The 25,738-nt window shown below is 68.2% G+C and carries 26 protein-coding genes; 15 read left to right on the top strand and 11 right to left on the bottom strand.

What is annotated here, in order from left to right:
- Positions 1 to 2: 2 nt before the first annotated feature.
- Positions 3 to 1,163 (bottom strand): P-loop NTPase family protein, encoded by a 1,161-nt coding sequence (locus AC5RVS_RS11040; protein WP_494108148.1) that lies wholly within the window; start codon positions 1,161 to 1,163, stop codon positions 3 to 5.
- A gap of 263 nt (positions 1,164 to 1,426) precedes the next feature.
- Between AC5RVS_RS11040 and AC5RVS_RS11045 the strand changes: the two genes are divergently transcribed.
- A complete protein-coding gene (locus AC5RVS_RS11045) occupies positions 1,427 to 1,984 on the top strand; it encodes a histidine phosphatase family protein (RefSeq protein ID WP_494108149.1) in 558 nt (185 codons plus the stop codon).
- 77 nt (positions 1,985 to 2,061) lie between these two features.
- Here the strand turns inward: AC5RVS_RS11045 and AC5RVS_RS11050 are convergent, their stop codons facing one another.
- Entirely contained in the window at positions 2,062 to 3,336 is a 1,275-nt protein-coding gene (locus AC5RVS_RS11050; RefSeq protein WP_494108150.1) for a hypothetical protein, read from the bottom strand.
- A gap of 135 nt (positions 3,337 to 3,471) precedes the next feature.
- Between AC5RVS_RS11050 and AC5RVS_RS11055 the strand changes: the two genes are divergently transcribed.
- The 3 genes from AC5RVS_RS11055 to AC5RVS_RS11065 all read left to right on the top strand — a co-directional run bounded on the left by AC5RVS_RS11055 (position 3,472) and on the right by AC5RVS_RS11065 (position 5,552).
- Positions 3,472 to 4,233: a DUF1353 domain-containing protein gene (locus tag AC5RVS_RS11055; RefSeq protein WP_494108151.1), complete on the top strand. Its 762-nt coding sequence runs from the start codon at positions 3,472 to 3,474 to the stop codon at positions 4,231 to 4,233.
- Between the two features lie 112 nt (positions 4,234 to 4,345).
- Positions 4,346 to 4,867 (top strand): MarR family winged helix-turn-helix transcriptional regulator, encoded by a 522-nt coding sequence (locus AC5RVS_RS11060; RefSeq protein WP_493987831.1) that lies wholly within the window; start codon positions 4,346 to 4,348, stop codon positions 4,865 to 4,867.
- 58 nt (positions 4,868 to 4,925) lie between these two features.
- Positions 4,926 to 5,552, top strand: coding sequence for a hypothetical protein (locus tag AC5RVS_RS11065; RefSeq protein ID WP_494108152.1), 627 nt, complete (start codon positions 4,926 to 4,928; stop codon positions 5,550 to 5,552).
- Between the two features lie 98 nt (positions 5,553 to 5,650).
- On the opposite strand, the gene AC5RVS_RS11070 is transcribed toward AC5RVS_RS11065, so the two are convergent.
- From AC5RVS_RS11070 to AC5RVS_RS11085, 4 genes are all read right to left on the bottom strand, one after another.
- Positions 5,651 to 6,556 (bottom strand): macrolide 2'-phosphotransferase, encoded by a 906-nt coding sequence (locus tag AC5RVS_RS11070; RefSeq protein ID WP_494108153.1) that lies wholly within the window; start codon positions 6,554 to 6,556, stop codon positions 5,651 to 5,653.
- 182 nt (positions 6,557 to 6,738) lie between these two features.
- Positions 6,739 to 8,286, bottom strand: a complete 1,548-nt coding sequence (locus AC5RVS_RS11075) for an APC family permease (protein ID WP_494108154.1) — start codon at positions 8,284 to 8,286, stop codon at positions 6,739 to 6,741.
- Positions 8,283 to 9,206: a universal stress protein gene (locus AC5RVS_RS11080; protein WP_494108155.1), complete on the bottom strand. Its 924-nt coding sequence runs from the start codon at positions 9,204 to 9,206 to the stop codon at positions 8,283 to 8,285. The genes AC5RVS_RS11075 and AC5RVS_RS11080 overlap by 4 nt, the downstream gene beginning before the upstream one ends.
- 2 nt (positions 9,207 to 9,208) lie before the next feature.
- Positions 9,209 to 10,606, bottom strand: a complete 1,398-nt coding sequence (locus AC5RVS_RS11085) for a flavin monoamine oxidase family protein (RefSeq protein WP_494108156.1) — start codon at positions 10,604 to 10,606, stop codon at positions 9,209 to 9,211.
- Between the two features lie 187 nt (positions 10,607 to 10,793).
- Here AC5RVS_RS11085 and AC5RVS_RS11090 point away from each other — a divergent pair, with 187 nt between their 5' ends.
- From AC5RVS_RS11090 to AC5RVS_RS11135, 10 genes are all read left to right on the top strand, one after another.
- The gene (locus tag AC5RVS_RS11090; protein WP_494108157.1) at positions 10,794 to 11,492 is read left to right on the top strand and encodes a TetR/AcrR family transcriptional regulator C-terminal domain-containing protein; all 699 of its coding nucleotides are present in this window, start codon (positions 10,794 to 10,796) and stop codon (positions 11,490 to 11,492) included.
- A 363-nt stretch (positions 11,493 to 11,855) separates the two neighbouring features.
- Positions 11,856 to 12,083: a Flp family type IVb pilin gene (locus AC5RVS_RS11095; protein WP_494108158.1), complete on the top strand. Its 228-nt coding sequence runs from the start codon at positions 11,856 to 11,858 to the stop codon at positions 12,081 to 12,083.
- 89 nt (positions 12,084 to 12,172) lie between these two features.
- Complete coding sequence (locus tag AC5RVS_RS11100; protein WP_494108159.1) at positions 12,173 to 12,577, top strand: TadE/TadG family type IV pilus assembly protein; 405 nt, start codon at positions 12,173 to 12,175, stop codon at positions 12,575 to 12,577.
- Positions 12,565 to 13,590, top strand: a complete 1,026-nt coding sequence (locus AC5RVS_RS11105) for a pilus assembly protein TadG-related protein (protein ID WP_494108160.1) — start codon at positions 12,565 to 12,567, stop codon at positions 13,588 to 13,590. The genes AC5RVS_RS11100 and AC5RVS_RS11105 overlap by 13 nt, the downstream gene beginning before the upstream one ends.
- A gap of 11 nt (positions 13,591 to 13,601) precedes the next feature.
- Complete coding sequence (gene cpaB / locus AC5RVS_RS11110; RefSeq protein ID WP_494108161.1) at positions 13,602 to 14,324, top strand: Flp pilus assembly protein CpaB; 723 nt, start codon at positions 13,602 to 13,604, stop codon at positions 14,322 to 14,324.
- Positions 14,321 to 15,514: a CpaE/TadZ family protein gene (locus AC5RVS_RS11115; protein ID WP_494108162.1), complete on the top strand. Its 1,194-nt coding sequence runs from the start codon at positions 14,321 to 14,323 to the stop codon at positions 15,512 to 15,514. Before cpaB ends, AC5RVS_RS11115 begins: the two co-directional genes overlap by 4 nt.
- Positions 15,515 to 15,516: 2 nt before the next feature.
- A complete protein-coding gene (locus tag AC5RVS_RS11120) occupies positions 15,517 to 17,052 on the top strand; it encodes a TadA family conjugal transfer-associated ATPase (protein WP_494108163.1) in 1,536 nt (511 codons plus the stop codon).
- Positions 17,049 to 17,984 (top strand): type II secretion system F family protein, encoded by a 936-nt coding sequence (locus AC5RVS_RS11125; RefSeq protein WP_494108164.1) that lies wholly within the window; start codon positions 17,049 to 17,051, stop codon positions 17,982 to 17,984. Before AC5RVS_RS11120 ends, AC5RVS_RS11125 begins: the two co-directional genes overlap by 4 nt.
- Positions 17,985 to 18,014: 30 nt before the next feature.
- Positions 18,015 to 18,896, top strand: coding sequence for a type II secretion system F family protein (locus AC5RVS_RS11130; protein ID WP_494108165.1), 882 nt, complete (start codon positions 18,015 to 18,017; stop codon positions 18,894 to 18,896).
- A 175-nt stretch (positions 18,897 to 19,071) separates the two neighbouring features.
- Positions 19,072 to 19,503, top strand: coding sequence for an Hpt domain-containing protein (locus tag AC5RVS_RS11135; protein WP_493987816.1), 432 nt, complete (start codon positions 19,072 to 19,074; stop codon positions 19,501 to 19,503).
- Here AC5RVS_RS11135 and AC5RVS_RS11140 read toward each other — a convergent pair.
- The gene (locus AC5RVS_RS11140; protein WP_493987815.1) at positions 19,454 to 20,224 is read right to left on the bottom strand and encodes a response regulator transcription factor; all 771 of its coding nucleotides are present in this window, start codon (positions 20,222 to 20,224) and stop codon (positions 19,454 to 19,456) included. The two genes, AC5RVS_RS11135 and AC5RVS_RS11140, sit on opposite strands and share 50 nt — an antisense overlap.
- Before the next feature lie 218 nt (positions 20,225 to 20,442).
- Here AC5RVS_RS11140 and AC5RVS_RS11145 point away from each other — a divergent pair, with 218 nt between their 5' ends.
- Complete coding sequence (locus AC5RVS_RS11145) at positions 20,443 to 21,072, top strand: prepilin peptidase (protein ID WP_494108393.1); 630 nt, start codon at positions 20,443 to 20,445, stop codon at positions 21,070 to 21,072.
- Positions 21,073 to 21,078: 6 nt separating this feature from the next.
- Here AC5RVS_RS11145 and AC5RVS_RS11150 read toward each other — a convergent pair whose 3' ends face one another.
- From AC5RVS_RS11150 to AC5RVS_RS11165, 4 genes are all read right to left on the bottom strand, one after another.
- Positions 21,079 to 22,329, bottom strand: coding sequence for a galactokinase (locus AC5RVS_RS11150; RefSeq protein ID WP_494108166.1), 1,251 nt, complete (start codon positions 22,327 to 22,329; stop codon positions 21,079 to 21,081).
- Positions 22,326 to 23,504, bottom strand: a complete 1,179-nt coding sequence (gene galT, locus AC5RVS_RS11155) for a galactose-1-phosphate uridylyltransferase (RefSeq protein ID WP_494108394.1) — start codon at positions 23,502 to 23,504, stop codon at positions 22,326 to 22,328. The genes AC5RVS_RS11150 and galT overlap by 4 nt, the downstream gene beginning before the upstream one ends.
- A gap of 76 nt (positions 23,505 to 23,580) precedes the next feature.
- The gene (locus tag AC5RVS_RS11160) at positions 23,581 to 23,958 is read right to left on the bottom strand and encodes a TraR/DksA family transcriptional regulator (RefSeq protein WP_494108167.1); all 378 of its coding nucleotides are present in this window, start codon (positions 23,956 to 23,958) and stop codon (positions 23,581 to 23,583) included.
- A gap of 175 nt (positions 23,959 to 24,133) precedes the next feature.
- Positions 24,134 to 25,651, bottom strand: coding sequence for a SulP family inorganic anion transporter (locus AC5RVS_RS11165; RefSeq protein WP_493987811.1), 1,518 nt, complete (start codon positions 25,649 to 25,651; stop codon positions 24,134 to 24,136).
- Positions 25,652 to 25,738 lie beyond the last annotated feature (87 nt).

A 25,738-nucleotide genomic window follows, 5' to 3' on the forward strand; every position in this document is an offset into this window, starting at 1 on the left:
TGTTACTTCCGCTCCGGCAGCAGCGGCAGGGCCGTGGCCGGGTCGCACAGGTCGTAGGTGTTGATCACCGGGGCATCAATGACGCCGGCGGCTTCCCGGGCGGCCAGCGGCGAGGCGGTCAGCAGGCCGGAGACGGCGGGCACGCTGACGCCGGCGTCGCGCAGGACCGCGATGCCGGCGGTAGCGCCCAGCGCGTCCGCCGCGGAGAACACCACGTGGTCCACGGCGGCATGGAACACCGGGTCCGCCAGCAGCCGGGCGGTTTCGCCCTGGTAGACGCCGTCGGCGATTTCCACCACCACCACGTCGGTCTCGGAAGTGGTCAGCGCGTCGATCAGGCTGGTGAGCAGGCCGCGCACGCGCTCGTAGTCCAGCAGGTAGGTGGTGGGGAAGCCGAAGTCGGTGAAGTCGAGCACCTTCGCCGCTCCGGCATCGGCGAACAGCAGCGGATCGTTGCCGGCGCCCGTGCCGGTGGCCTTGCCCGCGGACACGGTCAGGCCGGCCGAGGTCAGGCCCTTGACCAGGCAGCCAAGCGTGGTGGACTTGCCGGAGTTCATCGACGTGCCGAGCACCGCAATCACCGGCGGCCGTCCCGGCAGCACGGTGTTGGCGCTGATCGTGTGCGGCGCCAGATCGGCCAGGTTGACCACCCGCCCGTCCCGCGCCAGCAGGCCGATGGGTTGGATGCGGGTGGCCATGTCGATGTCGGCGTGCTGCTCCAGCACCCGCGCCGCCAGGCCGCCGCCGGCCACCAGCGAGCACTCGGACAGGTCGCCGGGTACCACCGCCAGGAACTGGTCCGGCGCGTACCGGTTGCCGTAAGCCACCAGTATCTCGTCGCCGACGAACATGGCCTGGCGGCGCGAGGCCGGGCTCTCCAAGCGGGTGTGCTTGCCGATTTCCACCACCCGGGCCAGCACCACGTCGCCTGCGGCCGGCGCGGCATCGAGCAATTCGTAGCCGGCGGCGTCGAGGCAGAGGCGTTCGGCCAGGAACCTGGTGGTGTACGCCTTCTTGGCCCGGCGCAGCCGCTGCGGGTCTGCCGGAGCGGCTGCCGTGGGGAAGACCTCCAGCGTCCCCCCTGCCGCCGATGCGGCAGGGGTTCCGAGTGCTTCGAGTCCTGTCGTTCCGGCGGTGCCTACTGGGAAATCCGTGATGGTCATGGCCTGCTCCTTCGTTGGTGGGTGCGTCAGGATTGAGTCAACACACCCGCGATGAAACGAACATGACAGCCGCATGAGGACTTTCTCATGAAACGTTTACCTTTTGGTCGCCGGGATCCCCACGCCGTTCAGGCCGGTGCGCACGGGAGGTCCTCCGTCTTCAGAAGCCGCATCCGGGCCGCCCTGCACCGCCGCCGGGCTAAGGTTGATGAGGGGACAAATCGCTGTGGAAACCATCCCGTTCACCGGGCAAAAGGGGAAAAGTGCTGGCACTGGTACGTCACGGACAGACCGACTGGAATGCCGAAGGCCGGCTGCAGGGGCGTACGGATGTGCCGCTCAACAACGTGGGCCGACGGCAGGCGCTGGACGCCGGAGCCTCGCTCTCCGTGAGTGATTGGGACGTCCTCGTGTCCTCGCCTTTGCGGCGCGCGATGGAGACCGCCCGGATTATCGGCAGCCAGGTAGGCCTGGAGCTGGCGGAGACCGTTCCTGGTCTTTCGGAACGTGATTACCGCGGAATCGAAGGCACCGTGCTGCGCGGCCTGGAACGGCAGGAGATCGACCAGCTCATGCGGCAGGCCGAGCCGGAGCCGGAGGTTGCAGCCCGCGGCATCGCCGGCCTGCAGGAAGTGCTCCGCGCCTACCGGGGCCGCAACATCGTCGTGGTGGCCCACGGCACTATCCTGCGGCTCACGTTGAGCCTTCTCCATGGATCGCCCCGGGGCTACATCGCCAACGGTGAGACGGTGGAAGTGGATGCCGACCTGGTGCTCGGCTACCGGACGGACCCGGACCCGCTGGCCGCCGCGCGCTCCTGACCGCACCCGCTCCGGTTCATGCCCCCGCAAGAGTTACGGGGGCAGGGGCCTTCGGCGGCCGTGGAGCGGCCCGGTTCCTAGCCCCCGTCCAGGTGGCGGTGCAGGAAGGCCACCGCATGCGCGGACAGTTCCTCCCGCGGTGCGCACCAGTCCACCCACCGGTGCAGGAAGGCGGTCACCTCGCTCAAATCCACCGGCTCCAGCCCGCCCTCGGCCAGCACGGTTTCGCTGATCAGGTCCAGCTTGACCGGGCTCACCCGGGTGAGGCGTCCGCCGTCGTAATCCCAGCCGTAGCCAAGGACCAGGTTCACCATGCCGAGTTCGGCGGACGAATCGCGCCCGGTCTCCCGCGCGTAACGGGCTGCCATCTCATCGATTTCCTCCTGCCGGATCGCCTGGATTTCTTCTTCCCGGGCGGCGGGCCCTGATTCAGGGTCACCGGGCGGCAGCGTGCCGGTGGCTGGCGCGGCCTCGGTCCCCGGCTCCGCCACGGCCCCGGTCGCCGCCCCTGCCTCGGCATCGTCGAGCTCGGCGTAGTCCTCGTCGGAGAGCCAGTCTTCGCTCTCGTCCTCCGTGTCGTCCGCGAGCTCGATGATGGTGCGCAGCCACGCCTGGGCCACCCAGCGGCGGGCACCGAAGTCTTCGTCCACCATGTGCTCCGGCAGGTCCATCGAGGCGTCCAGGCCTTCCCAGGCGTCCAGCGCCGTGCCGGTCAGGTCTGCGTCGGCGTCGAGCACCAGCCCTGCATCCTGGGCGTCCGCGTTCAGGTCCTTGAGCGCCGCGGCGGGATTGTCCACGAGTCCGGTTTCCATCACCGTACCGCCGAAGGTGTTGCCGTCCAGCAGCACCAGCAGCCCCACCTTCTCGGTGCCGGTGGTGAACTCGAAGAGCATGTTGGCTTCGTCGCCGTAGGCATCGGCATAACGGTGCAGGGCCGTCACGGCCACCGGATGCTTGGCCCATTCCGGTTCGGTGAACCCGTCGGCCACCAACCGGTCGGCCAGGGTTTCGGCGTCGCGGCGCATGTCCGGACGATCGATCAGGAAGGCCAGCGCGCGCAGCATCGGCACGGCGCCGGGGCCGGTCCGGTCCTCGGCCAGGTCCAGCCAGGCGTAGAACAGCTCGTGACGGCGCTGCTGGCCCGACGCGTCGGCCGTGTCCCACAGGTCCAGCAGGTAACCGCCCAGGGAATGGGCTTCGATCGGGCTGGGCGAGTCCAGAGTGTCCGCAAATGGCCCTTCCAACTCGCGGTACAGGTCCAGCAGCGGGTCGCTGGCGGGCCCGCCCTGCCGGCCACCAAACCGGCTGGTCTTCAGCTTCTTCGGCTTGCGCTTGCGACTCACGGGGCTCATGGCACGAGTGTGCCACGCCCATCGCTGCGAAGGTAACCACCGGGCGGGACCCGCGGCGCGGCAGGAGCGGCCTACCTGCCGCAGATTCCGCGGTGGGCCCGTGCGAACGTCGGCGCCGGATGTAAGACTGGCGGCATGCCGTTTTACCAGGACGCCTCCGCCACCGAACCGCTGACGGCCATTCACCTGGTCCAGCGCACCAAGAGATGCTTCCAACTGGCGGCGCCGATTTATTACCAGGCGGAAACAACCTCCGCCATCGTCCGGATCGAAGCGCACCACCTCTCCGCCGGGCTAAAGCACAACTCCACGGATCTGGCCTCGGTGCCGACCTGGATGTGGGGACTTATTGCCAGCTACGGCCGGCAGACGGCTCCGGCCCTGTTGCACGACCACCGCACGACGATGTGCGCCCGCTTGCCAAGCGACCAGGCGCTGGAGTTGCGCCGCATCTACGACGAGGAATTCCGCCGCGCACTGCTGGACACCGGTGTGGCCGCGTTGCGTGCCCGGCTGATGTGGGCGGTGGTGACGGTCCAGGCTTACCTCGAGCATGCCGGCGCCCGCGGCCGGCTGCTGACCGCGTCCGTGAGCGCCGGAGCCATCGGGCTGCTGGCCGGCGTCGTGCTCGCCGCAACCGGCGCCGGCCTGGTGCCCCTGGCCGCAGCTGTCTTCCTGACCGGCGCGCTCAGCCTAACCTGGAACCGTGACTGGGCGGTGGTTGCCGTCCTGGCTCCGGCCTTCGCCCTGTTCTCCCCCGTGCTGGCGGCAGCGGCGGTGGGAGCCCTGCTGCTCTGGCTCTGCGAAACCGCCTGGTGGGCCGCCACCAAACCCTTCGCAAAGCGCCCCGATCCACCACCCGTCGTCGGACCCTTGGCCAGGACCACGCAACCGTGAGTCCCGGCGGTATTTCCAGGATCCCGGCGTTGGGACCCGGTGCCGGAAAACGCCCGAAAGCGCCTGATTGGTTTGATTGGCAAAACCAAACGGAAACGGGTAAACTTGGAGCATGCCCCCCAGCTCCCGCAGACAGCCCGATCCGGGCGTCATGATCCGTGACGCCGTGGCTCAAGTGGTGCGCTGGGCGTCCCATGCGGAGACCCGAAAACAGCTGTTCGATCCGCGCGAGGTGGGCCTGACGCCCACCGACGTGGCCTTGCTCGAGTACATCGATGACAACGGCCCCGTGCGGGTCTCGGAACTGGCCACGCAGCAGGGCGTGGACAAGTCCACCATGACGCCCCAGGTCCGCCGCTTGGAGGACAAAGGGCTGGTGGACAAGCAGGCCGATCCGGACGACGGCCGGGCCACCCTGCTGACGGCTTCCACGGCCGGACGGCGGATGCACCGCAACATCGGCAAGGCCGGCGCCGCCGTCGTCGATGAAATCCTGGCGGATTGGTCCGCCGAAGACCGCGAAACTTTCGCCCAACTCTTTACCCGCTTCGCCGAGCAACTGCTGCGCGGCGAAGCATCCCCCCGAAGCGACTCAGAAAGGAACACGACCGGCGATGTCATCGAAGGCTCTTGAGCAAGGTGGCAAACACGATCTGCACACGCTTTCTACACGGTTGACCGCCACTCGGCAGATGCTGACACAGAAAGTACGTACCGCCGGTTTGCTGTTCCCGCTGCTGACCCTGGCCGGCACTGCGGTGTTCTGGTCCATCGTCTGGCTGCTGGACACCGCACCCGTCCACGCCCTCTCTCCGGTCAACGCGCTGCTGCGGATCTACGGCACTGGCATCGCGGTCATCGCCACGATGGTCATCGTTGGCGCCTCCGTCTGGTTGATCGCCAAGCGGCTGGGTTACGCCGACAGGTTCACCGAGGTTCTGTTCGAGTATCCCGAAGACATCGGGCCGGTTCCGGCCGTGCCCGGCAGCCCGGCACGGAACGCGACTCCCCCTGCGGTCGGCAGCGGGCTTGCGCCGGCGGCCGGCAGCGGCCTTGCTGCGCTGCCCGCAGCGACTCCCCGGCTGCAGCTTGAAGCCGCAAACAACGACGGCGGGGCGCGGCCGATGTCCGCACTCGCTGCGCCGGCGCCAGGCAACGCCCCCGCCATGCACAGCGCCCGAACTGCGACGGCACCGCGCGGTGAAAAGCCCAACGTCGCCGAATTCCGGGCGGCAGGCGCCGCAGCGACCACGACCTGCACCGCCCCGCCGCTGGCCAAGGGCAACCCGCTCAAGAAGGGCAAAGGCCGCAAGAAGTAGCGGCCCACACATCCAATGGCCGGCGTCAGCGAACGGGCGCCGGCCATTATTCTTGCCCGACGGGCAGCTCTGCCCGGGCGCAGCTCTGCCGTTGCCGCTCAGCCCCCGGACGGATCCAACTGGGCGGCAGCTGCTGCCTGGTGGTCCGGGTCGCCGGTGGCAATCGCATACAACCCGTAGTTGATCGGACCGGCCGACACCAGTTCGGCACAGTGCTCGGCCAGCCGCGGCGGTACCCGGCCGCCCTCGTCCCGGAAAGCCCGCACGGTCAGTTCGAACGCCTCGGGCGTGGACATCATGCAGTGCAGGCTGAAGTCCAGCGCCGGGTCCCCCACCTTGGCCGTCGTCCAGTCCAGCACCGACCGGATCTCCGCGTTCTCGTCCAGCAGCAGGTGGGCCGGGTACAGCTCACCGTGGCTGAAAGCGGTGAAGTCCGGCCAATAGCTGTCGTCGTCCAGCCAGGCATCCCATCGCCGCATCAGGTCCGCCGCCACCCGGAACTCCGAGCTCACTTTGTCCAGGTTGGTTCGCATCTCCTGCCGCACCTCGGCGGCGGTGAACGCCGGGATACCGGCCTGGCGCGCCTCGTCCGGGCTGATGCGCTGCAGGTGGGCGATCAACCGCCCCAACGACGCGCAGTAGGCCGGCGACTCGCGGTCGAAGTGCCAGACGGGCTCTCCGTCCTCAAGCGTCAGTCCCGGCTCGCCCGGCAGTTCCGGATAGGCAATCAGGCTGCGGTTCCGAATCCGCCAGTCCGGCACGGCGGCGGAAATCCTGTTCTTGACCAGGTTCAGGATCTTGGCCTCGTCAGCCATCTTCGATGAGACGTCGGACCGCCGGGGGATCCTGAGCACCCATCTCTTGCCGTCGTCGGCGGTTGCATAGGCCACCAGGTAGTCCAGCCCTGCCTCGTTGAACCTGACGGACTTTGGATCGATGGTCAGCCCGTTTTGTGAGGCGAGGTCGGCGACGGAGTCCGGTGTGTAGTCGTTCGCTGCGCTCATGGGTACCTCCAGTCGACTTTGTGCCACTGTAGCCACAAGCCCGTGCCGAGGCCACGACAGCCGCAGCGCCTGCCGCGCCCTCGCTTCCGCAAGCGCTGCGGAAAGCACGACGGCGGTGCCCCGCCCCGCCGTGGGGGAGGCACCGCCGTCGACGGTTCCTACAGGATGGCTGTGCTCTTCGCTTAGCCGCGGTCCGCCAGGTCGTCGGCTGCCACTCCCCTGCGCAGGGTCGCGCCGCGGAAGAACTCCGGGTTGCGCCGATACATGAGCACCATCAGCACCGCCCCGAGCAGGATCACGCCGCAGCCGAGCACGAACACCAGACCCAGGCCGCCGATCGACGAACCGGAACCGTAGGCAGGGTCCATCGAGTCCACGGCCGTCTGCACGAACATCACCAGCAGGATGACGCCTCCCAGCAGCGGCGCCAGGAACTTGAGCCCGAATCCGCGCAGCGAGGTAAAGGCATCGGCCCGGAAGTACCAGACGCACGCCAAAGCGGTGACGCCGTAGTAGAAGCAGATCATCATGCCCAGCGCGGTGATGGTGTCCCACAACGCGTTCTCGGACATCACCCGGGTGACCGTGTAGAAGCCGCCGGCCGCCACGGCTGCGGCGACGGTGGCGTAGCTGGGCGACTTGTACTTCGGGCTGATCGTGCCGTATCCGGCCGGCAGCGCCCGGTAGTGGCCCATGGCGAGCATGGTCCGGGCGGGCGAGACGAAGGTGGACTGCAGCGACGCCGCCGAACTGCTCAGCACGGCCAGGGACATCAGGATGGCGAACGGTCCCATCACCGGGCCGGCGAGCGTGGCGAAGATGCTCTCCTGATTCTCCGGATTGCCGGCGCCCAGGCCTTCGGTACCCACGCCCGCGTAGGCCAGCACGGCCAGTGCCACGGTCATGTAGATCACGACGATGACCATGATGGTTGCCGCGGCGGCACGGCCCGGAGTCTTCTCCGGGTCCTTCGTCTCCTCGTTCATGGTGAGGGTGACGTCCCAGCCCCAGAAGATGAAGATGGACAGCGAGATGCCGGCGGCGAAGGCCGAGAAGGACTCGACGCCGAACGGGTTGAACCAGTCGGCGGAGATCTCCAGCGCGTCGAACGCCGTGCCGCCCGCCACGTGGCCGAAGGCTGCCACGGCGAACCAAACGAGCACCACCACCTGGAACGCCACCAGCACATACTGGAAGGTCTTGGTGGTTTCCATGCCGCGGTACGAGATCCAGCAGGCCAGCCCGATGAAGATCCAGGTCGTGGCGATGTTCAGCGGCAGGTTGTTGGTCAGGTCGGCGAGCGCTGCGTTGCCGGTGAGCTGGGCGAGCATCAGGTAGAAAAAGTCGACCGCCACCGCCGCCAGGTTGGAGAGCACGATCACCGTTGCGGCGATCAGCCCCCAGCCGCCCATCCAGCCTACCCAGGGACCGAAGGCACGGGTGGCCCAGGTGAAGGACGTGCCGGAATCAGGCATGGCGTTGTTCAGCTCGCGGTAGCCGAGGGCCACCAGCAGCATCGGAATGAAGCCCACCAGGAAAATCGCGGGCAGGTGCACGCCGACCTCGGCGATGGTGGGGCCGAGCGCCCCGGTCAGCGTATACGCCGGGGCAATGCAGGAGACGCCGATGACCACGGCGCCGAGCAGGCCGACCGAACCCGATTTCAGGCCCTTCCGGCTCAGGCCGCCCGCGGTGCTCCCGGCCTTGGTGATGGTACTGGTCATGGTCATGCCTCCTTGCGGCCGGCGCCGTCGGAATGTTCAGGGCCCTTGGGCTGACCCGGATCTTCGGTAAGTTGTGCGGCGCCCGCGTAGCCGCGCGGGACCACCAGCATGGGAACCGGCAGCGCCCGCAGCACCTTGCTGGCCGTCGCCCCGAGGAACATACGGTTGTGCGGCGCCAGCCGGCTGGAGCCGATCAGCATCACTTCGCCTTCGTCCCACTCCAGCGCGTCGATGGCGTCTTCGATCGAACGGCCTTCAGCGACGCCGGCGGTCACCCGACCGGGCAGCACAGCTTCTGCCTGTGCCAGCCGTTCCTTCACGTGCGCTTCGGCACGGACTATCGCGTCCGCGTCGGAGGAATCCAGCGGCACCAGCGAGAGCAGCCGCAGGTCCAGGCCCCGCCGATGGCCGGCGTTCACGGCAACCTGCATGACCTCGTCCGCCCCCGCCCGGTTGCCGATGCCCACCGTCATCCGCGAGACGGGTTCGGTGCGCCGGTAGCCGCGCGGCGCCAACGCCACGGGGACCGTGGACGCGTGGAGCAGTCCGCTGGCGACGGTGCCGACGCTGAAGCGGCGGAAAACACTGTTGCGCCCGGCACCGATCACGATCAGCGCCGCGCCGAATTCCTCGGCGGCGGCAATCAGGCCCTCGGCGTTGGAATCGGCGGGGCGAACATGGGCGCGGGCCGGAACGTCGTCGGGCACCATCTCGAGCCCCTTGGCCAGCCACTGCTGGATCTGTTCGGAGAGGATCCCGCCGAAGCCGGATTCCGGCCGCGGATAGGCGCCCGAGTAAGGCGAGGATTCGGGCAGCACCATGACCAGGTCGAGGCTGCCGCCCTGCCGGCGGGCCAGCGCCGTCGCGAGGTTGACCGCTTCGCGTCCGCTGTCCGTGGCGGTGTAGGCAACAACATAGCGTCGCATGCCTAGCCCTCCCGGCCGGCGGCAGGGAGGAGTTCACCGGCGTCGGCCGCGTGTGCTTCGAGGATGCGGGCCGCAGTCGCGCGGCCCATCCGCACTGCGCCGTCCACGTGCTGGTAGCCGGCGCCGGCCAGGTCGGAACAGGACCAATAAATCGGTCCCACCGGAGTCGACTGGTCCTTGCCGTAGCGGGACAGGCCGCCCAGATCGTAGCTGGAGGCGTAGGCGCCGCGGGTCCATTCCTCGGATCCCCAGTCCGACTCGTAGTACACCACCGGATCCAGCGCAGCCGGGCCCAGGTAGTCGGCGATGGAGGAGAGGATCGCGGCCTTCCGCTCCCCCGCGCTGAGTTCGAACATCGCATCGGCCTTCTCATCGCTCACGAAGCCGACCAGGGTTCCGCGGGAGTCGCCATGGTTGGTGTTGTCGTACACCTCCTGGACCACAGAGTTGGCGCCGAAGCACGTTCCCGAGAGGCCGTCGGCCCGCCAGAACGGCGTCTCATAGACGGCGTGGACCTTGATCACCAGGCCCAGCGACTGGTGCTGGTGCATCTGGTGCTGCCGGCGCGGCAGCGGCGGTTCGTAGGAGACGCGCGAATACAGGTTCGGCGGCACGGCCATCACGGCGTAGCGGGCCTCGACGGTGACGCCGTCCGCGGTGGCGGTCACGCCGTCGTCGTTCCAGCGCAGCCCGCGGACGGGTGCGTTGAGCACAACGTCGTCGCCCAGCTCTGCCGCCAGGCGCACGGAGACCTCCTGCATGCCGCCCACCACGCGTTTGTCCAGGATGAACTCGTCGTCGACGAGGTTGCTGAACGAGCCGGCGGACGCGGCCATCAGCACCGCCTGCAGCACCGAGAACGAGTGCGCCGGCTTGGTCAGCATGCCGCCGGCCACGAACAGGCCGATGTTGTTGCAGGCTTCCTCGTCCGCGGACTGCTGGCGCAGCCACTGGTCGAAGGAGATGGTGTCCAACTCGCGGGCCTTCGGGTGGGCCCACGGTTCCTCGGCGCCGACCTCCGCGGCCAAGGCGTCCAGCAGCCCGATCAGCCGGTTCATCTCGGACTCCGTGGAGGCGCTGACCGGGAACATGGCGCCGGTGTAGCGCTTGGCTTCGCCCGTCGCGTCCAGGTAGATGCTCTCCCCGTCGCGGTAGCGGCTGTAAGTCTCCAGCCCCAGCTCCTCGAGCAGCTCCAGCAGGGCCGTCTGGTCGGGCGAGACCCACTGCCCGCCGATCTCGAGCATGGCTCCGTCCACCACATCGGTCCAGGTGCGGCCGCCCACGCGGTCACGCGCCTCCAACACGGCCACGGACATTCCGGCCCGCTTCAAGTCCCGCGCCGCGGTCAGCCCGGAGGGCCCGGCGCCGATGACTACTACGTCCCGCTTCAACTTGCTCACTGTGTTCAACTCCCATTCGTGCCGTGGCGGGCCAGCCGCATGAGTGCCTGGCCGCCGCCGCTAAATGAATGTCATTCATTTAGCCACAACACTGTAACCCGTGCCACAGCCTTTTGAAAACCGTTGCGTAGGATGGCTCTACAGGCCGCACCGCCGCGGCCCGCACGGCCGAGGGAAGAAGGAGCCCGTGGTAACAGCACGCCCAGCGGGCGAGGACGCCTCCGTCCGCAACGGGAACCGCCCCGCCGGCCGCCCCGTGCAGAAACTGCTGTCCAAGGAACTGATGACGACGGCGGCGCTCGGACTGATCGAATCGCGCGGCTATGAAGGGCTCACCATGTCGGCCCTGGCGCGCAGCCTCGGCGTGGCACCCTCCGCGCTTTACAACCACGTGGCGTCGAAGCACGACGTCCTGCTGCTCCTTCAGGACCACGTGATGGCCGGCGTGGACGTGAGCGTGTTTTCAGACCGGGCGTGGCCGGACGCGGTGCGCCGCTGGGCCTGGTCCTACCGCGACGCTTTCACCCACCACGCCCCGCTGATTCCCGTGATCGCGGTGCTGCCGGTCACCGGTGCCCCGCACACGCTGGCCATGTACGAGGCCGTCACTGCCGGCTTCCTGAAGGCCGGCTGGCCGGAGCCGCAGGTGGTGCCGGCGATCGTGGCCCTGGAGTCCTTCATTTTCGGTTCGGCCTTCGACGTGACCGCGCCGGCGGACATCTTCGAATCGGGCGAGCTCGCCGCGGCCAACCCGGCCTTCACGTCCGCCGTGCGGTCGCAGGATGCCGGCCCCGCAGGGTCGGCGGCCGACGCGGCCTTCCGGCTGGGCCTCGAGGCCCTGATAGCCGGCCTGGAGATGCAGCTCGAGGCCGCCCGGTCCGCCTGACCCCTGATTCGATCCCCCGCTGCTGTTGGAAGGCGCCTGGGCCTGTTCGCCGGCCCTGGGCTCTTCGCCGGCCGGCGTGGGCCTTTCGACGGGCGAAAGCGGGTCTTCCGCGCAGGCGGAGCGGGTCTTCCGCGCAGGCGGAGCGGGTTTTTTGGTACCCGCCTTTTCCGCAGGAAAAACCATTAAACCGCAGCTAAAGTGCATCGTTTACCCACGCAGGGAAGCATTGCCCTGCAGGTGTCGCAGGATTGGCAAAAGCCGGCCGTTTCCGGGCTTTCGGCTTGCTAATTTTCTTGAAGAGCTGGCGAGGTGCCAGCCGGCCGCTGGCCAGGATGCCAGCGATTCAATCGCACAGGAGTTCTCATGCTTTCCATCATCGCCACCCTTCAGACCCTCGGTTTCTCCGTGAAGAACCGCCTCCAGCGCGAGGAGACCGGCGCCACCGCCGTCGAATACGCCCTCATGGTCGGCCTCATCGCCGTCGTCCTCATCGGTGGCCTGACCATCTTCGGCCCGCAGCTCAGCGGATTCTTCGGCGGCCTCGCCGGCCAGCTGAACATCACCGGCGGCACCGCTCCGGTCACAAAGTAATCCCGGTCGACGGAATCCACCCTGTTGGTGGCTGGGACGGCGGCACTGGTTGCTCCCGTCTCAGCCACCGAACTGTGAAAGAGCAACACATGAAGCGCATGACATCGGAACGCGGAGCGGCAGCCGTCGAATTCGCCCTGGTCTTGCCGGTTCTGTTGTTGCTGCTGCTGGGGATCGTCGAGTTCGGACGTGTCTACAACGCCCAAATGCAGCTCACCGCAGCGGCACGGGACGGGGCGCGCGTGATGACCATCAACAGCACGGCGTCCAGCACAGCGGAATCCCGGGCGGCAGTGATCGCCTCGGCCCCTGCGCTGGCGCCGGCCATCACGGCCGACCAGATCACTATCGCGGTCAGCCCCGGCAACACCGGCGCCTGCGCGCCGGGATCGGTCGCCACCGTCACCGTGGCCTACCCCATGAATTTTCTGTCCGGCCTCTTCGGGGCCAGCATTACCTTGACCGGCAAAGGAGTCATGCAGTGCAGCGTCTGAGCGACGAACGCGGCGCGACCGCCGTCACCACCGCCCTTTTCATGGTGGTCCTGCTCGGCATGGCTGCCGTCGTCCTAGACATCGGGGCCCTGTACTTCGAGCGCGCCCAGTTGAAGAACGGCGCCGACGCCGGCGCGCTGGCCGTCGCCCAGAACTGCGCGGCAGGCCACTGCGATGCGGACTTCACGGCCCTCGCCACGTCGCTCGCCAGCCAGAACGCGAACGACGGCCTGGCCAACGCCAGCGTCCAATTGGACCCTGCCGCTGCCACCGCCACCGTCACCACCACCACGCGGTCTTCCGACGGTCACTTCCTGGCCCAACACTTCGCGCCCATCCTCGGCCTGGACGACTCCGCCTCCATCACCACCGAATCCCGGGCCCGCTGGGGAGCCCCCGTCGCGGGCAAATCCGTCCTCCCCATCGCCATTTCCTACTGCCAATTCGTGGGCATGCTCGATGGCGGCCTGCAGCGGGTGGAATTCAACCCGAACGGGCAAACACCAGCTGGATGTTCCAGCTCAACGGTGCCGGGCAGCACCGGGGCGGCCTACACTATTCCGGGCGGCTTCGGCTGGCTGAAGCAAGATCCGGCCCGTCCGTGCCAAGCCAAGATTAACCTCGGCGCGACCGGCCTTCCAGGCTTCCCCATCGATCCTGAAGTAGCCAGCGATTCGGGTAACGATGTGCCGTCCTCCTGCAAGCAGACCAACATGCTGCAGCAGATTGCCGGCACCACCGTCCTGCTGCCGCTGTATGACAAGGTCGGCGGCCAGGGGACGAATGGCTGGTACCACATCATCGGGTTCGCGGCCTTCAAGGTCACCGGCTGGAACTTCAGCAGCACGTCCCACAACAACCTCAGCCCGGCCTCGGTGCAGTGCACCGGCAACTGCCGGGCACTCATCGGCGAGTTCGAAACTTTCGTGACGCTCGACGCCGGCGAACAAGACTTCATCTTCGGCGGCGCCAACAACACCTTCGGCGCCTCCCTCGTCACGCTTGTCCATTAGGAGCACCGTCGGTGAAAAAGAGAATCATAGGCGCACTGGCGGCGCTGCTGATGGCCGTCGTCGGAACCATGATGGTCCTTGCCTACATTGGCAGCGCCGATCAGCGCGCCCTGGCCGGCACCGAGACGGTGGAGGTCCTGGTGGTCGCCGAGAACGTACCGGCCGGCACACCCGGCGAAGAGCTCGGCGCGTACGTTGCGGCCGAGCTGGTTCCGGCCAAGGTCGCCGCGGACGGGGTGGTAACGGACGTGGAGAAGCTGGCCGGAAAGGTCGCCACTGTCGACCTGCTCGCTGGCGAACAGCTGCTGGCCGCCCGCTTTGCCCCGCCCGCGGACCTGCAGGAAGCGGGAACAGTCGCCGTCCCGAAGGGCATGCAAGAGCTCTCCATCTCCCTTGAGCCGGCTCGCGTGGTTGGCGGGCAGTTGAAGGCCGGCGACACCGTCGGCGTCTTCATCTCGATGGTAGGCCCGGGCGACACCAAAAGCGTCACCCACCTGGAGCTGCACAAAGTCCTGGTCACCCGCGTCCAGGGGGTGGCCGTTGCCCCGGAGGCATCGGAGGGTTCGGCCATGGTCCCCGCCAACAACGTGCTGGTCACCCTGGCGGTCATGGCACCGGACGCCGAAAAGATCGTGTATGCCCAGGAGTACGCAAGCACCTGGCTCTCGAAGGAACCGGCCGATGCCAGCGAAAAGGGAACGCGCCTGGTGGACAGGGATGAGGTCTACAAATGAGCCGCTACGTACTGGTGGGCACCGACCCCGACTTCGAACAACGCTTCGCGGCCGCCGCGGTAGGCTCCCTGGCCGGCCAAACCCAGCTGTGGAACGGGGCGGGCCTCCCCACCGAACCCAATGATGTCTTCGCCGTGCTGTCCAATCCGCAGCTCCTGGATGCCGTGGTGCTTGGCCCCTCGATGGCCCCCGGGCAGGCGCTTGCCTTGGCAGCGGAGTTCGAATCCCAGCGGCCCGAGGTTTCGGTGCTGCTGGTCGCGGGGCCGAGCCCCGACGTCGTGCTGGCCGCCATGCGCGCCGGCATCCGCGACGTCGTGGATCCCAGCGCCGATGTCCGAGACATCGCCGCGCTGCTGCACCGCGCGGTACGCAGCGCCAACCACCGCCGGCACAGCGTTCCCTCCTCCGGCGGCCAGGGCGCGAACGGCCGAATGATCGCCGTCGTCTCGCCCAAGGGCGGCGCCGGAAAGACCACGGTGGCGACCAACCTCGCCGTCGGGCTGGCTGCCGCCTCGGAGCAGCAGACCGTCATCGTCGACCTCGACCTGCAGTTCGGCGACGTGGCCAGCGCGCTCTGCCTGGAGCCGGAGCATTCGCTGGTCGACGCCGTGCAGCCGAACGCGCAGAAAGACAGCATTGTGCTCAAGTCCTTCCTGGCCCGCCACCCCAGCGGGCTGTATGCGCTGTGCGCGCCGCCGTCGCCGGCCGATGCCGATCAGGTCACCGGCGAGCAGGTATCGCTGCTGCTGGACCAACTGGCCGCGCAGTACGCACACGTCATCATCGACACGTCCCCGGGGCTGTCGGAGCACACGCTGGCGGCGCTGGATCGTGCCACGGACTACATCTTCGTGGGCGGCATGGACGTTCCCAGCATCCGCGGACTCCGAAAGGAGCTCGAAATCCTGCGCGAGCTGGGCATGGAACCGCTCACGCGCCACATCGTGTTGAACGGGGCGGATCCGCGCGACGGGCTCACCCGCCGCGATGCGGAGACCACCCTCGGCTGCAAAGTCGACGACGTCATCCCGGACACCCGCGCGGTCCGGATTTCCACCAACCAAGGCGTGCCGGTGCTCGAAAGCGCCCCGCGCGATCCTGCGGCCCGCGCCTTGCACAAGGTGGTGGACCGCTTTGCCCCCGCCCCGGCCGGCCTGCTCAAGCGCCGCGGCCGCCACCGAAGAGGATAGCCATGAACCTTGCCCAACGGCTTCAGGCAGTGCACGGCACCGCCCCAACAGCTCCCCCCGCCCGTAGCCATGCCGCCGCGCCGGCTGCGCCCGCCATCACCGCGCCGGCACCGGCTGCTTCCGCTTCCGCTGCTACAGCGACGGCGACAACTGCGGCGACGGCCTCCTCCACCGCAGCCGCGGCGCAGCCAGCCGCTGCCGGCCGCACGGCTCCCCCGGCCGTCCTTCCCCCGGCGCAGGATGCCCTGTCCAAGATGAAGGAACGTGCCAGCACGGTCCTCTTCGAACGCATGGGATCGCGGCTGCTGGATTCCTCCCTGAATGAAGACAAGCTGCATCTCGTGGTGCAGCAGGAGTTGGCCAAGGTGGTCGAGGAAGAAGAGAACCCGCTCAGCCACCAGGAACGCCAGCGCCTGATCCGTGAAGTCAGCGACGACGTGCTCGGCTACGGTCCGCTGCAGCCGCTGCTGGAGGATCCGGACGTCTCCGAAATCATGGTGAACGGACCCGACATGATTTACGTGGAGCATAAGGGCAAGCTGTCGCGCAGTTCGGCCCGGTTCCTGTCCGAGGAACAGCTGCGCCGCGTCATTGAACGCATCGTGTCCCGGGTCGGCCGCCGGATCGACGAATCGTCGCCACTCGTTGACGCACGTTTGGCTGACGGCTCCCGCGTGAATGCCGTCATCCCGCCGCTTGCAGTCAACGGGTCCTCGCTGACCATCCGGAAGTTCGCCGCCGACCCGTTCCAGGTCCAGGACCTCATTGGTTTCGGCACCCTCTCACCGGAGATGGCCGCGTTGTTGGACGCCTGCGTCCGGTCACGGCTGAACATCATCGTCTCCGGCGGCACCGGCACCGGAAAGACGACCCTGCTCAATGTGCTCTCCTCCTTCATTCCGGCCGGCGAGCGCATTGTCACCATCGAAGACGCCGTGGAACTCCAGCTGCAGCAGGACCACGTGGTGCGGCTGGAAAGCCGCCCGACCAACATCGAAGGCAAGGGCGCGATCACCATCCGCGACCTCGTCCGCAACTCGCTGCGCATGCGCCCGGACCGGATCGTCGTGGGCGAGGTCCGCGGCGGAGAAACCCTGGACATGCTCCAAGCCATGAACACCGGCCACGACGGATCGCTGTCCACCGTGCATTCGAACTCCCCCAGGGACGCCATCGCGCGCCTGGAAACCTTGGTGCTGATGGCCGGGATGGATCTGCCCCTGCGGGCGATCCGGGAACAGATCGCCTCCGCGGTGGACGTCATCGTTCAATTGACCCGCCTGCGCGACGGTACTCGCCGAGTGACGCATGTGACCGAGGTACAGGGCATGGAAGGCGAAATCGTGACGCTGCAGGACGCGTTCGTCTTCGACTACAGCGCCGGTGTGGATGCCAGCGGAAGGTTCCTGGGCAAACCCGTTCCAACCGGAGTTCGTCCCCGGTTTACCGACCGGTTCCGGGAACTGGGCATCGACCTGCCGGCCGACATCTTCGAGCCGGCCGCCGGCCCGTTGCGGCCCCAGGCGGCGACGCGATGACCCCGGCGGTCCTGGTTGTAGGGATGCTGTTCTGCTACGGCTCGCTGGCCCTGCTGGTGTCAGCCGGCTTCGGCACGCGGTCCCTGAAGCTTTCGGCGTCCCGCCGTGGTGCCCCGGAACATGGCTCCCGGCTCAGTGACGTGGCCGCCCGCTCCACCGCTGCCATCGAACGGCTCCTGGCCCGCCGCCGACAAGCCCCGGCGATGGCCGGCGCCCTCGAAGCCGCCGGGCTGAGGCTCAGCCCCGCGGAACTGGTGGTGCTGGTTCTGTCCGGTGCCGCGGTCGGCGCGGCCCTCGGGCTCATGCTCGCCGGACCCGCCGCCGGCCTGCTCCTGGCTCTTGCGGCCCCGGCCGCCGCCAAAGCGTTCCTGGCTTTCCGGGCCGGCCGGCGCCGGACGGCCTTCGCCGACCAGCTCGACGACACGCTCCAATTGCTGGCCAGCGGCCTGCGTGCCGGCCACAGCCTGCTGCGCGCCGTAGACGCGGTCTCGGCCGAATCGGCGGCACCGACGTCCGAAGAGCTCCGGCGGGTGGTCAACGAAACGCGGCTGGGCCGGGACCTCGGCGGATCGCTGCACGATACCGCCGACAGGATGGGCAGCGAAGACTTTCACTGGGTCGCCCAGGCCATAGACATCCACCGCGAGGTAGGTGGCAACCTGGCAGAGGTCCTGGACCAGGTGGGCCAGACGATCAGGGAGCGCTCCCAGATCCGGGGCCAGGTCAAGGCGCTCAGCGCCGAAGGACGGATCTCCGCCTTGGTCCTGATGGTCCTGCCCTTTGGCCTCAGCGGGTTCCTGTTCGTGTCCAGCCCCGGCTACCTGGACAGTTTCACCCAGAGCCCGCTCGGTTTCTCCCTGCTGTTCGTGGCCGGCGCCTTGCTCGTCGCGGGCGGGCTGTGGATGCGCAAAGTCGTCAGCTTCAAGTTCTAAGTTCAGCACCGTAAGTAAAGGAGTCCGCCGATGCCGCTGAGTATCATGGTGGCTGCCGCAGCCCTGGTGCTGTCGCTCCCGCTGTTTGTCTGGTCCCTGCTGGGCGGCAAGCATCCCCAGCACGAGGCCATCCGGGCCAATTTGTCCCGTGGCCTGGCCGGACCGCGCGCGGTCAAACGCAAACGCCGGCGCCGGTTCGAGGCGCTGGCCAGCCGGTTCACGCCGGCGACCTTTGCCCAGCGCTTGGAACGTCAACTGGCGCTGGCCGGACGTCCGGAGGCCTGGCCGCTGAAGCGGCTCATGGCGGCGAAGATCGTACTTGCCGTGGCAGGCATCGTACTCGGGCTCCTGTACGTGGCCGCCACATCCGCAGGGTCCAGCGTCCTGCTGGCCATCGTCGTCGCCGTCGTCGCCTACTGCCTCCCCGATCTTCTGCTGCACAGCGCGGGGCAGAAACGCCAGGCAAAGATCAGCGAGGAACTGCCGGACACGCTGGACCAAATGACCATCGCCGTGGAGGCCGGCCTGGGCTTCGACGCGGCGGTCGCCCGGGTAGGAGCGAACGGTTCCGGCCCGCTGGCCGCCGAACTGATTCGCGTCCTGCAGGACATGCAGGTGGGCCGCTCCCGCCGCGAGGCCTACGACTCCCTGGCCGGCAGGACCACGTCGAAGGACCTGCAGCAGTTCGTTCGCGCAGTCATCCAGGCGGACGCCTATGGCGTGTCCGTCTCCGGCGTGCTCCGCACGCAGGCGGCCGAGATGCGCGTCAAGCGGCGCCAGCGCGCCGAGGAAAAGGCCATGCAGATCCCGGTCAAGGTAGTCTTCCCGCTGATGTTCTGCATTCTTCCGGTGCTTTTTATCGCGTTGCTCGGCCCTGCGGCATTGAACATCATCGCTACCCTGAGCGGCTGACCGAGGACCGGCACGCCGGCAACCACAGCAATACCGCAACATTAGCCAAAGAAACCGGAAAACCGGCAGACCCACCCGCCATCGGAAAGTAGTCTCGAACCATGCCCACCCCATCCACCCACTGTGCACTGGCCGGTCTGGCCCCGGCCGGGACCCGTCCCCCGCGGCGCGTGCCATGATGACCGCTGACCAGCACCAGGTCCTGCCGCTGGTTGACCCCGCGGTCGTGGAAGATCTTGGCGACGGTTTAGCCGACCACGGCATCGCCCGCGGTTTGGTCCAGGACTTTTCCGAAGCATGGCCGGAACGGTTCAGCTGCTTGGAGACCGCGTTGGAAAGCCAGGACCGGACCGATTCCCTGGACGCGGTCCTCAGCCTGAAGACCGCCTCGATCATGGTGGGTGCCAGTCGACTGGCGTGGCTGTCCGGCAAGGTCGAGGCTCATGTTCGGGCGGCGGATTTTGCGGAGGCAACCGCCCTGCTTGCTCTCATCCATCAATGCGGTACGGCCACAGTCAGCGAAATGCAGGGAATGAAGGCCGAAGGAGGAGCACCCGCTACACCGGGCGCTCCGGCGCCAGCCGATAACCGATTCCCCGCACCGTAACGAACCAGCGGGGGCGGTGCGGATCTTCCTTCAGTTTGCGCCGCAAATTGCCCACGTGGACTTCGATCGCCCGCTCATCGGCTTCACTGATATAGGCGTCCTCGGGGTAATAGTCCCCGCGCACTACCTTGACCAGCTCGGCCTTCGAGCGGACCGCCCCCGAACTGCGCAGCATCTCCTGGAGCACGTTAAACTCGCTCCTGGTCAGACGCAGATCCTCACCCTCGCGCGACGCCGTACGCCGGTCCGCATCAAGGACGAGCCCATTGTGCTCGAGGATTCTGCTGTCGGCGGGCGGGGCCGCCGGCAGCGGCGGTGCGTTTGCCGGGGTGGTTTCCAGCGGATGGGGAGTGCGGGGCCGGCGCATCATCGCCTGGATCCTGGCCCGCAGCTCGCGGGGACGGAATGGTTTGGTCATGTAGTCGTCCGCGCCAAGCTGCAACGCCGTAAGCGTGTCGAGTTCTTCGTTCCTGCTGGTGAGCATCACGATGTAGCAGTTGCTGAATTGACGGATCCGCCGGAGCACTTCGAAGCCGTCGATGTCCGGCAGCGAGATGTCCAGGGTGACAACGGTGGTGATCCGTTGCCGCACGGCATGGATACCTTCCCGCCCGCTCGCGGCTGCCTGCACGTCGAAGCCTGATTGCAGGAGGACGGCGCTCACAAGATTGCGGATGTCCACGTCGTCTTCTATCACTACGGCCGCACCCGGGTCACTCATCTTGCATCTCCTCCCTGCACGGTCCGCGTCGGGCTCATGCGCGAAGGCCCGTCCGGCCTCTGCAGAAGCCCGGATCTCTGATACTCCTAGAGGTTAATCGATTCGTTCTACTGTGAGCCTATGTTGGGCAGCAATGTGATGAAAGGGTGACCAACGATCCGAAGAGCCGAGGGACATGAAGGAACAAGGGCTGTGACCTGTGGGCGGAACCGGTGACCATGCTGCTGGCACTCGTGCTGACCGTTGCCGGAGCCTTCGCCGGATGGTGCGTCTTCGCGCTCGCCCACCGGAAGGATCGCACATCCCTGCCCGCCGGGTGGCGCGGGCCGATGGCCGCTGCCACCGGCGTCCTGTGCGGCCTCCTAGCCGCGGCCCGGGAAGCCGCTGAGTTGCCGGCCTTCGGCCTTCTGGCTGTCCTCGGCGTGCTGCTAGCCGCCATTGATCTGCGACACAAGTTGCTGCCGAATCGCGTGGTCCTCCCGTTCCTGGGAGCGGCATTGGCCCTGCTGCTCCTGCCCGCCTTCACCGACTCCGCGTGGCAGCCGGTTTTGGCCGGGGTGCTCGGCTCGTTGGCGATGTTTGCCGCCTATCTGCTGGCAGCTCTGATCAAGCCCGGCGGCATCGGCATGGGAGACGTGAAGCTTGCTGCCGTGGTGGGCCTGTTTGCCGGGTATGACGGCGTAACGGCGTGGGTGGCCGTCCTGCTGGGGGCGTTCCTGCTGAACGCCGCGGTCATCGTCCTGCTGATGCTGGCCCGCGTACTCAAGCGGGATTCGGACGTCCCTTTCGGTCCGTCCATGATTGCCGCCACGCTCGTGGTCTCGCTGGCCGGGCCGCTGGCCGGATAGTCCGGCCTACAGCAGGCGGCGTGCTCCGTCGGCCGGCAACACGGTGAACAGCTCGGGCCGGCGGAACCCCTGCGCGGCGAAGGCGTGCAGCACAGCCTCCTGCACCCGGGCTGCTTCGCCGGAGGGAACCAGGGCGATGGCTGAACCGCCGAAACCGCCGCCGGTCATGCGGGCGCCCAGGGCGCCGTTCGCCCGCGCAGTGTCCACGGCCAGGTCAAGCTCCGGGCAGGAGATTTCGAAGTCGTCGCGCATGGAGACGTGGCTGGCGTCCAGCAGCCGGCCGATGGTCGCGGGGCCGGCGGAGCGCAGCGCCTCCACGGTGGCCAGGACACGGTCGTTCTCGGTCACGATGTGCCGCGCGCGGCGAAAGGTCTCGTCGTCGAGCAACTGCTGTGCCTCCCCCAGCCGACTGGCTGGAAGGTCGCGGAGCAGCGGCACATCAAGCGTTTTCGCTGCGCGCACGCAGGAGTCGCGTCGGCTGGCGTAGCCCCCGGTAGCGTGTGCGTGGGAGACCTTGGTATCCATCACCAGGCACACCAGGCCCGCAGCCTCGAGGTCCAGCGGCACCAGTTCCACGGCTTCGCTGCGGCAGTCCAGAAACACCGCGGACCCGGCCGCCCCGAACAGGGAGGCGTACTGGTCCATGATGCCGGTGGGCGCACCGACCACCTCGTTCTCCGCGCGGCGGCCGGCCGCCGCCAGCCCGGCCCGATCCAGCCCGGTCCGATTCAGCCCGGCCCGATCCGGCCCGGCCCGGTCCAGCCCGGTCCGATCCAACCCGGCCGGATCCAGCCCCGAATCCGGCCACCGGTCTCCGGAAAGTTCGGCCAGGCCGAGGGCCACCGCGCATTCCAGCGCGGCAGATGAGGACAATCCGGCGCCCACCGGGACGTCCGAGTCCACCAGCAGGTCGAAACCGGGCAGGCGTACTCCCGCCTGCTCCAGCGCCCAGGCCACGCCCAGCGGGTACGCCGGCCAGCCGGAAACCGCGCCGGGGCCGACATCGTCCAGCCCGACCTCCACCGCCTCGGCGCCCGGCAGGGCGGAGGCCACCCGAATGGTGCGGTCGCCGCGGACGGCGAGCGCCGCCGTCGTGATCTTGTTGATGGCGAAGGGCAGCACGAAGCCGCCGTTGTAATCGGTGTGTTCGCCGATCAGATTGGCCCGGCCGGGCCCCGCCCACACCCCGTCCTGGCCGCGGCCGAACCGTGCGGCGAAGGCATCGGCGGTGCGTGCGGCCAATGCGTCGGCGGTCATGGGGTGTCCCCGCTGGCTGCCACGGCGTCCTCGGTGGCTTCACCCGCGGCGCGCGTCCCGTCCAACCCGTCACTGCCTGCTTCTGGGGTCCGGCCCGGATCCGCCTCCCGCAGCGCGGCGGCCACCTGCTCCGGCAGCGTGTCGTTGATGAAGGCGCCCATCGCGGCCTCGGAGCCCGCCAGGTACTTCAGCTTGTCGGCGGCCCGCCGCGGCGAGGTCAGCTGCAGGTGCAGGTAGCCCGCTTCCCGCAGCGCCCGGGCGACCGGCGCCTGGTGCCAGGCGGCGATGTACGGGGTGGGACTGTCGTAGAGCGCGTCGAACCGGCCCAGCAGCTGCGGGTACAGCTCCGCCAGTTCGTCCCGCTCCGCACCCGTGAGCCCGGCGAGGTCCGCGACCTGCCGGTGCGGCACCAGGTGCACCTCCAGCGGCCAGCGCGCCGCGAACGGCACGTAGGCGCTGAAATGCTCGCCTTCCAGCACCATCCGGGAGCCGGCCGAGCGCTCGCCGGCCAGCAGCGCCCCGGTGAGGGTCTGCCGCCCGCCGGTGGCCTCGAAGTGTTTCTGCGCGGCCGCCGCCATGACTGCCCCGCGCGGCGGCAGGTAGGAGTAGGCGTAGATCTGCCCGTGCGGATGGTGCAGCGTCACACCGATCTGCGCGCCGCGGTTCTCGAAGCAGAAGACCTGCGCAATCCCGTCCAACGCGCTGAGCGCCGCGGTCCGGTGCGCCCACGCGTCGATCACGGTGCGCACGCGGCGGGTGTCCAGCCTGGCGAAGGAACCGGTATGCGCCGAGGTGAAGGAGACCACCTCGCAGCGCCCGCCGGCGGTGTAGGCGCTGCCCCAGTCCGGGTCCTCGGGCGTTGCCAGCAGGTCCGGCCCGAGCGACGGAAACCGGTTCTCGAACACGGCCACGTCATAGTCGGCCGCCGGGATTTCGGAGGCGTAGTCCGGCGTGCTCGGGCACAGCGGGCAGGCGTCCGCCGGCGGCAGGTACGTCCGGGTCTGCCGGTGCGCGGCCAGCGCCACCCACTCCCCCGTCAGCACGTCGTAGCGCAGCTCCCCCACCGGCGGCCGCTCCGGCAGGTCCCGGGTGTCCCGCGAAGCCCGCGGGACCGGCCGCGCGCCGTCGTCGAAATACAGCAGTTCCCGGCCGTCCGCCAACCGGGTGCCGGTCACCGCGGTGACGGGGTCTCCGTCCGGAACAACGACGGCGGCGCCCGCCCCGTGCGTGGCACGATCCACTTTGGTTCGCTCAGGCACGGCGCTGCTTCGCGGCGCAGGTCACGCAATATTGTGCTTCCGGCCGGATCTCCAGGCGTTCGCGCGGGATGGGGTTGCCGCACGAGGCGCAGGTGCCATAGGTGCCGGCCGCGAGCCGGGCCCGGGCGGCGGCGATGTCTGCCAGCGCCTTTTCCGTGCTGGCCAGCAGCGCCACTTCGCGCGCCCGTTCCAGCGTGGCCGTCGACCCCTCGGGGTCGTGTTCGTCGTCGGCCGGGACGTCACGGGTCGCGGCGGTGACTTCGGCAATGTCGACCGTGAGGCGCTCCACCTGGGCGCGGTCCGACGCCTCGCGGGCGTCCAGCAGCGCGGCGAAGTGCTCCACATCCTCGTGGGTCAAGCTCTCGCTCATGTGTGCCTCCCGTCGGCTGGTCGGTCCGGCAGGTGCGGACCGGAGTGCCCCTAGACTACGCCGTTGCCGCGGTACATGGGGTGGACCGCCCACCACGGGAGACTGGCGACCACGGGAGGCTGCCGGCTGCGGCGGCGGGCGGGCCAGCCGGTGCGTCCGCGGCCGGGCGAACGGGTCAGCCGTTGAGCTTGCCCGCCATCCGCTCCCGCATGGCCACACTGGCCGAGTTCAGCCCGATGATCCGCACGTCCTTGCCGTGGCTGCGGTACTTCTCGGTAATCGCATCCAGTGCCGCCACGGTCGAGGCATCCCACAGGTGCGAGGCGTGCATGTCGATGATGACCTTGTCCGGGTCGTGTGCGTACTGGAACTGCGTGTAAAGGTCGTTCGAGGACGCGAAGAACAGCTCGCCGTCGACCACGTAGGTGGCCGTTTCCTCGCCGTTCAGTTCCAACACCGTCCGCTCCACGGTCACCAAATGCGACACCCGGTTGGCGAACAGCACCATGGCGGTCAGCACGCCGAGGCCAACGCCGATGGCCAGGTTGTTCGTGGCGACCGTGGCGACGACGGTGACCAGCATGACGGCGGTCTCGCTCTTCGGCATCATCTTCAGGGTTGAGGGCTTGATGCTGTGCCAGTCGAACGTCGCCCAGGACACGAAGATCATCACGGCCACCAGGGCCGCCATCGGGATCAGCGCCACAATATCCCCGAGGGCCACCACGAGGATGAGCAGGAACAGTCCCGCAAGGAAGGTGGAAATGCGGGTCCGGGCCCCGGAGGCTTTGACGTTGATCATGGTCTGGCCGATCATCGCGCAGCCGCCCATGCCGCCGAAGAAGCCGGTGATGATGTTCGCCGCGCCCTGGCCCCACGACTCGCGGGTCTTGTTGGAGCGGGTGTCCGTGACGTCGTCGACCAGCTTGGCCGTCATCAGCGATTCGAGCAACCCGACGAAGGCCATCGCCAGGGCATACGGGAAGATGATCTGGAAAGTCTCCAGATTGAGCGGGACATTGGGGAAGAAGAGCGCGGGCAGGGACTCCGGCAGCTCGCCCTTGTCGCCGACCGTGGGAACCGTGATCGAGGCAAGCACGGTGATCAGGGTCAGCACCACGATGGCCACCAGCGGCGCCGGCACGACGTTCGTGATCCTCGGCAAACCGAAGACGATGGCCAGGCCCAGGAGGGTCAGCGGATACACGAGCCAGGGGACGCCCAGCAGTTCCGGCACCTGGGACATGAAGATCAGGATGGCCAGCGCGTTCACAAAGCCCACCATGACCTGGCGGGGAATGAAGCGCATCAGCTTGGCCACTCCGAGGAGGGCGAGGACGATTTGGAAGATCCCGGCGAGGATCACTGCGGCGATAAAGTACTCCACGCCGTGGCTTGCCACCAGCGGCGCGATGACCAGGGCGATCGCGCCGGTCGCGGCCGAGATCATGGCCGGGCGTCCGCCGAGGAAGGCAATGGACACGGCCATCGTGAACGAGGCGAAGAGGCCGAGCCGCGGGTCGACGCCGGCGATGATGGAGAAGGCGATCGCCTCGGGGATCAGCGCGAGCGCGACGACGAGGCCGGCGAGCACTTCCGTCTTCAGCAGCCGCGGCGACTTGAGGGTGCGCAGCACGGACTGGCGCTCCTCGGGAGTCAGTTCCGGCCGGGCATCGGCGGTTGACGTTGGCATGGTGGTCTCCATTCACATCTGAAGGCAGGCACGCCTTCACTACAGCAAAAGTTTGGGGGCGCGACGCCGCGCGGGGAAGAACTCGAC

The organism is Arthrobacter sp. Y3221048 (genome assembly GCF_059092685.1).

Bases quoted from the DNA above. Each gene is read 5' to 3' on its own strand.
- AC5RVS_RS11040 (WP_494108148.1), bottom strand. From the start codon at position 1,163: ATGACCATCACGGATTTCCCAGTAGGCACCGCCGGAACGACAGGACTC.
- AC5RVS_RS11050 (WP_494108150.1), bottom strand. From the start codon at position 3,336: ATGAGCCCCGTGAGTCGCAAGCGCAAGCCGAAGAAGCTGAAGACCAGC.
- AC5RVS_RS11055 (WP_494108151.1), top strand. From the start codon at position 3,472: ATGCCGTTTTACCAGGACGCCTCCGCCACCGAACCGCTGACGGCCATT.
- AC5RVS_RS11060 (WP_493987831.1), top strand. From the start codon at position 4,346: ATGCCCCCCAGCTCCCGCAGACAGCCCGATCCGGGCGTCATGATCCGT.
- AC5RVS_RS11065 (WP_494108152.1), top strand. From the start codon at position 4,926: ATGCTGACACAGAAAGTACGTACCGCCGGTTTGCTGTTCCCGCTGCTG.
- AC5RVS_RS11070 (WP_494108153.1), bottom strand. From the start codon at position 6,556: ATGAGCGCAGCGAACGACTACACACCGGACTCCGTCGCCGACCTCGCC.
- AC5RVS_RS11075 (WP_494108154.1), bottom strand. From the start codon at position 8,286: ATGACCATGACCAGTACCATCACCAAGGCCGGGAGCACCGCGGGCGGC.
- AC5RVS_RS11080 (WP_494108155.1), bottom strand. From the start codon at position 9,206: ATGCGACGCTATGTTGTTGCCTACACCGCCACGGACAGCGGACGCGAA.
- AC5RVS_RS11095 (WP_494108158.1), top strand. From the start codon at position 11,856: ATGCTTTCCATCATCGCCACCCTTCAGACCCTCGGTTTCTCCGTGAAG.
- AC5RVS_RS11100 (WP_494108159.1), top strand. From the start codon at position 12,173: ATGAAGCGCATGACATCGGAACGCGGAGCGGCAGCCGTCGAATTCGCC.
- AC5RVS_RS11115 (WP_494108162.1), top strand. From the start codon at position 14,321: ATGAGCCGCTACGTACTGGTGGGCACCGACCCCGACTTCGAACAACGC.
- AC5RVS_RS11120 (WP_494108163.1), top strand. From the start codon at position 15,517: ATGAACCTTGCCCAACGGCTTCAGGCAGTGCACGGCACCGCCCCAACA.
- AC5RVS_RS11125 (WP_494108164.1), top strand. From the start codon at position 17,049: ATGACCCCGGCGGTCCTGGTTGTAGGGATGCTGTTCTGCTACGGCTCG.
- AC5RVS_RS11130 (WP_494108165.1), top strand. From the start codon at position 18,015: ATGCCGCTGAGTATCATGGTGGCTGCCGCAGCCCTGGTGCTGTCGCTC.
- AC5RVS_RS11135 (WP_493987816.1), top strand. From the start codon at position 19,072: ATGATGACCGCTGACCAGCACCAGGTCCTGCCGCTGGTTGACCCCGCG.
- AC5RVS_RS11140 (WP_493987815.1), bottom strand. From the start codon at position 20,224: ATGAGTGACCCGGGTGCGGCCGTAGTGATAGAAGACGACGTGGACATC.
- AC5RVS_RS11145 (WP_494108393.1), top strand. From the start codon at position 20,443: ATGCTGCTGGCACTCGTGCTGACCGTTGCCGGAGCCTTCGCCGGATGG.
- AC5RVS_RS11150 (WP_494108166.1), bottom strand. From the start codon at position 22,329: ATGACCGCCGACGCATTGGCCGCACGCACCGCCGATGCCTTCGCCGCA.
- AC5RVS_RS11160 (WP_494108167.1), bottom strand. From the start codon at position 23,958: ATGAGCGAGAGCTTGACCCACGAGGATGTGGAGCACTTCGCCGCGCTG.
- AC5RVS_RS11165 (WP_493987811.1), bottom strand. From the start codon at position 25,651: ATGCCAACGTCAACCGCCGATGCCCGGCCGGAACTGACTCCCGAGGAG.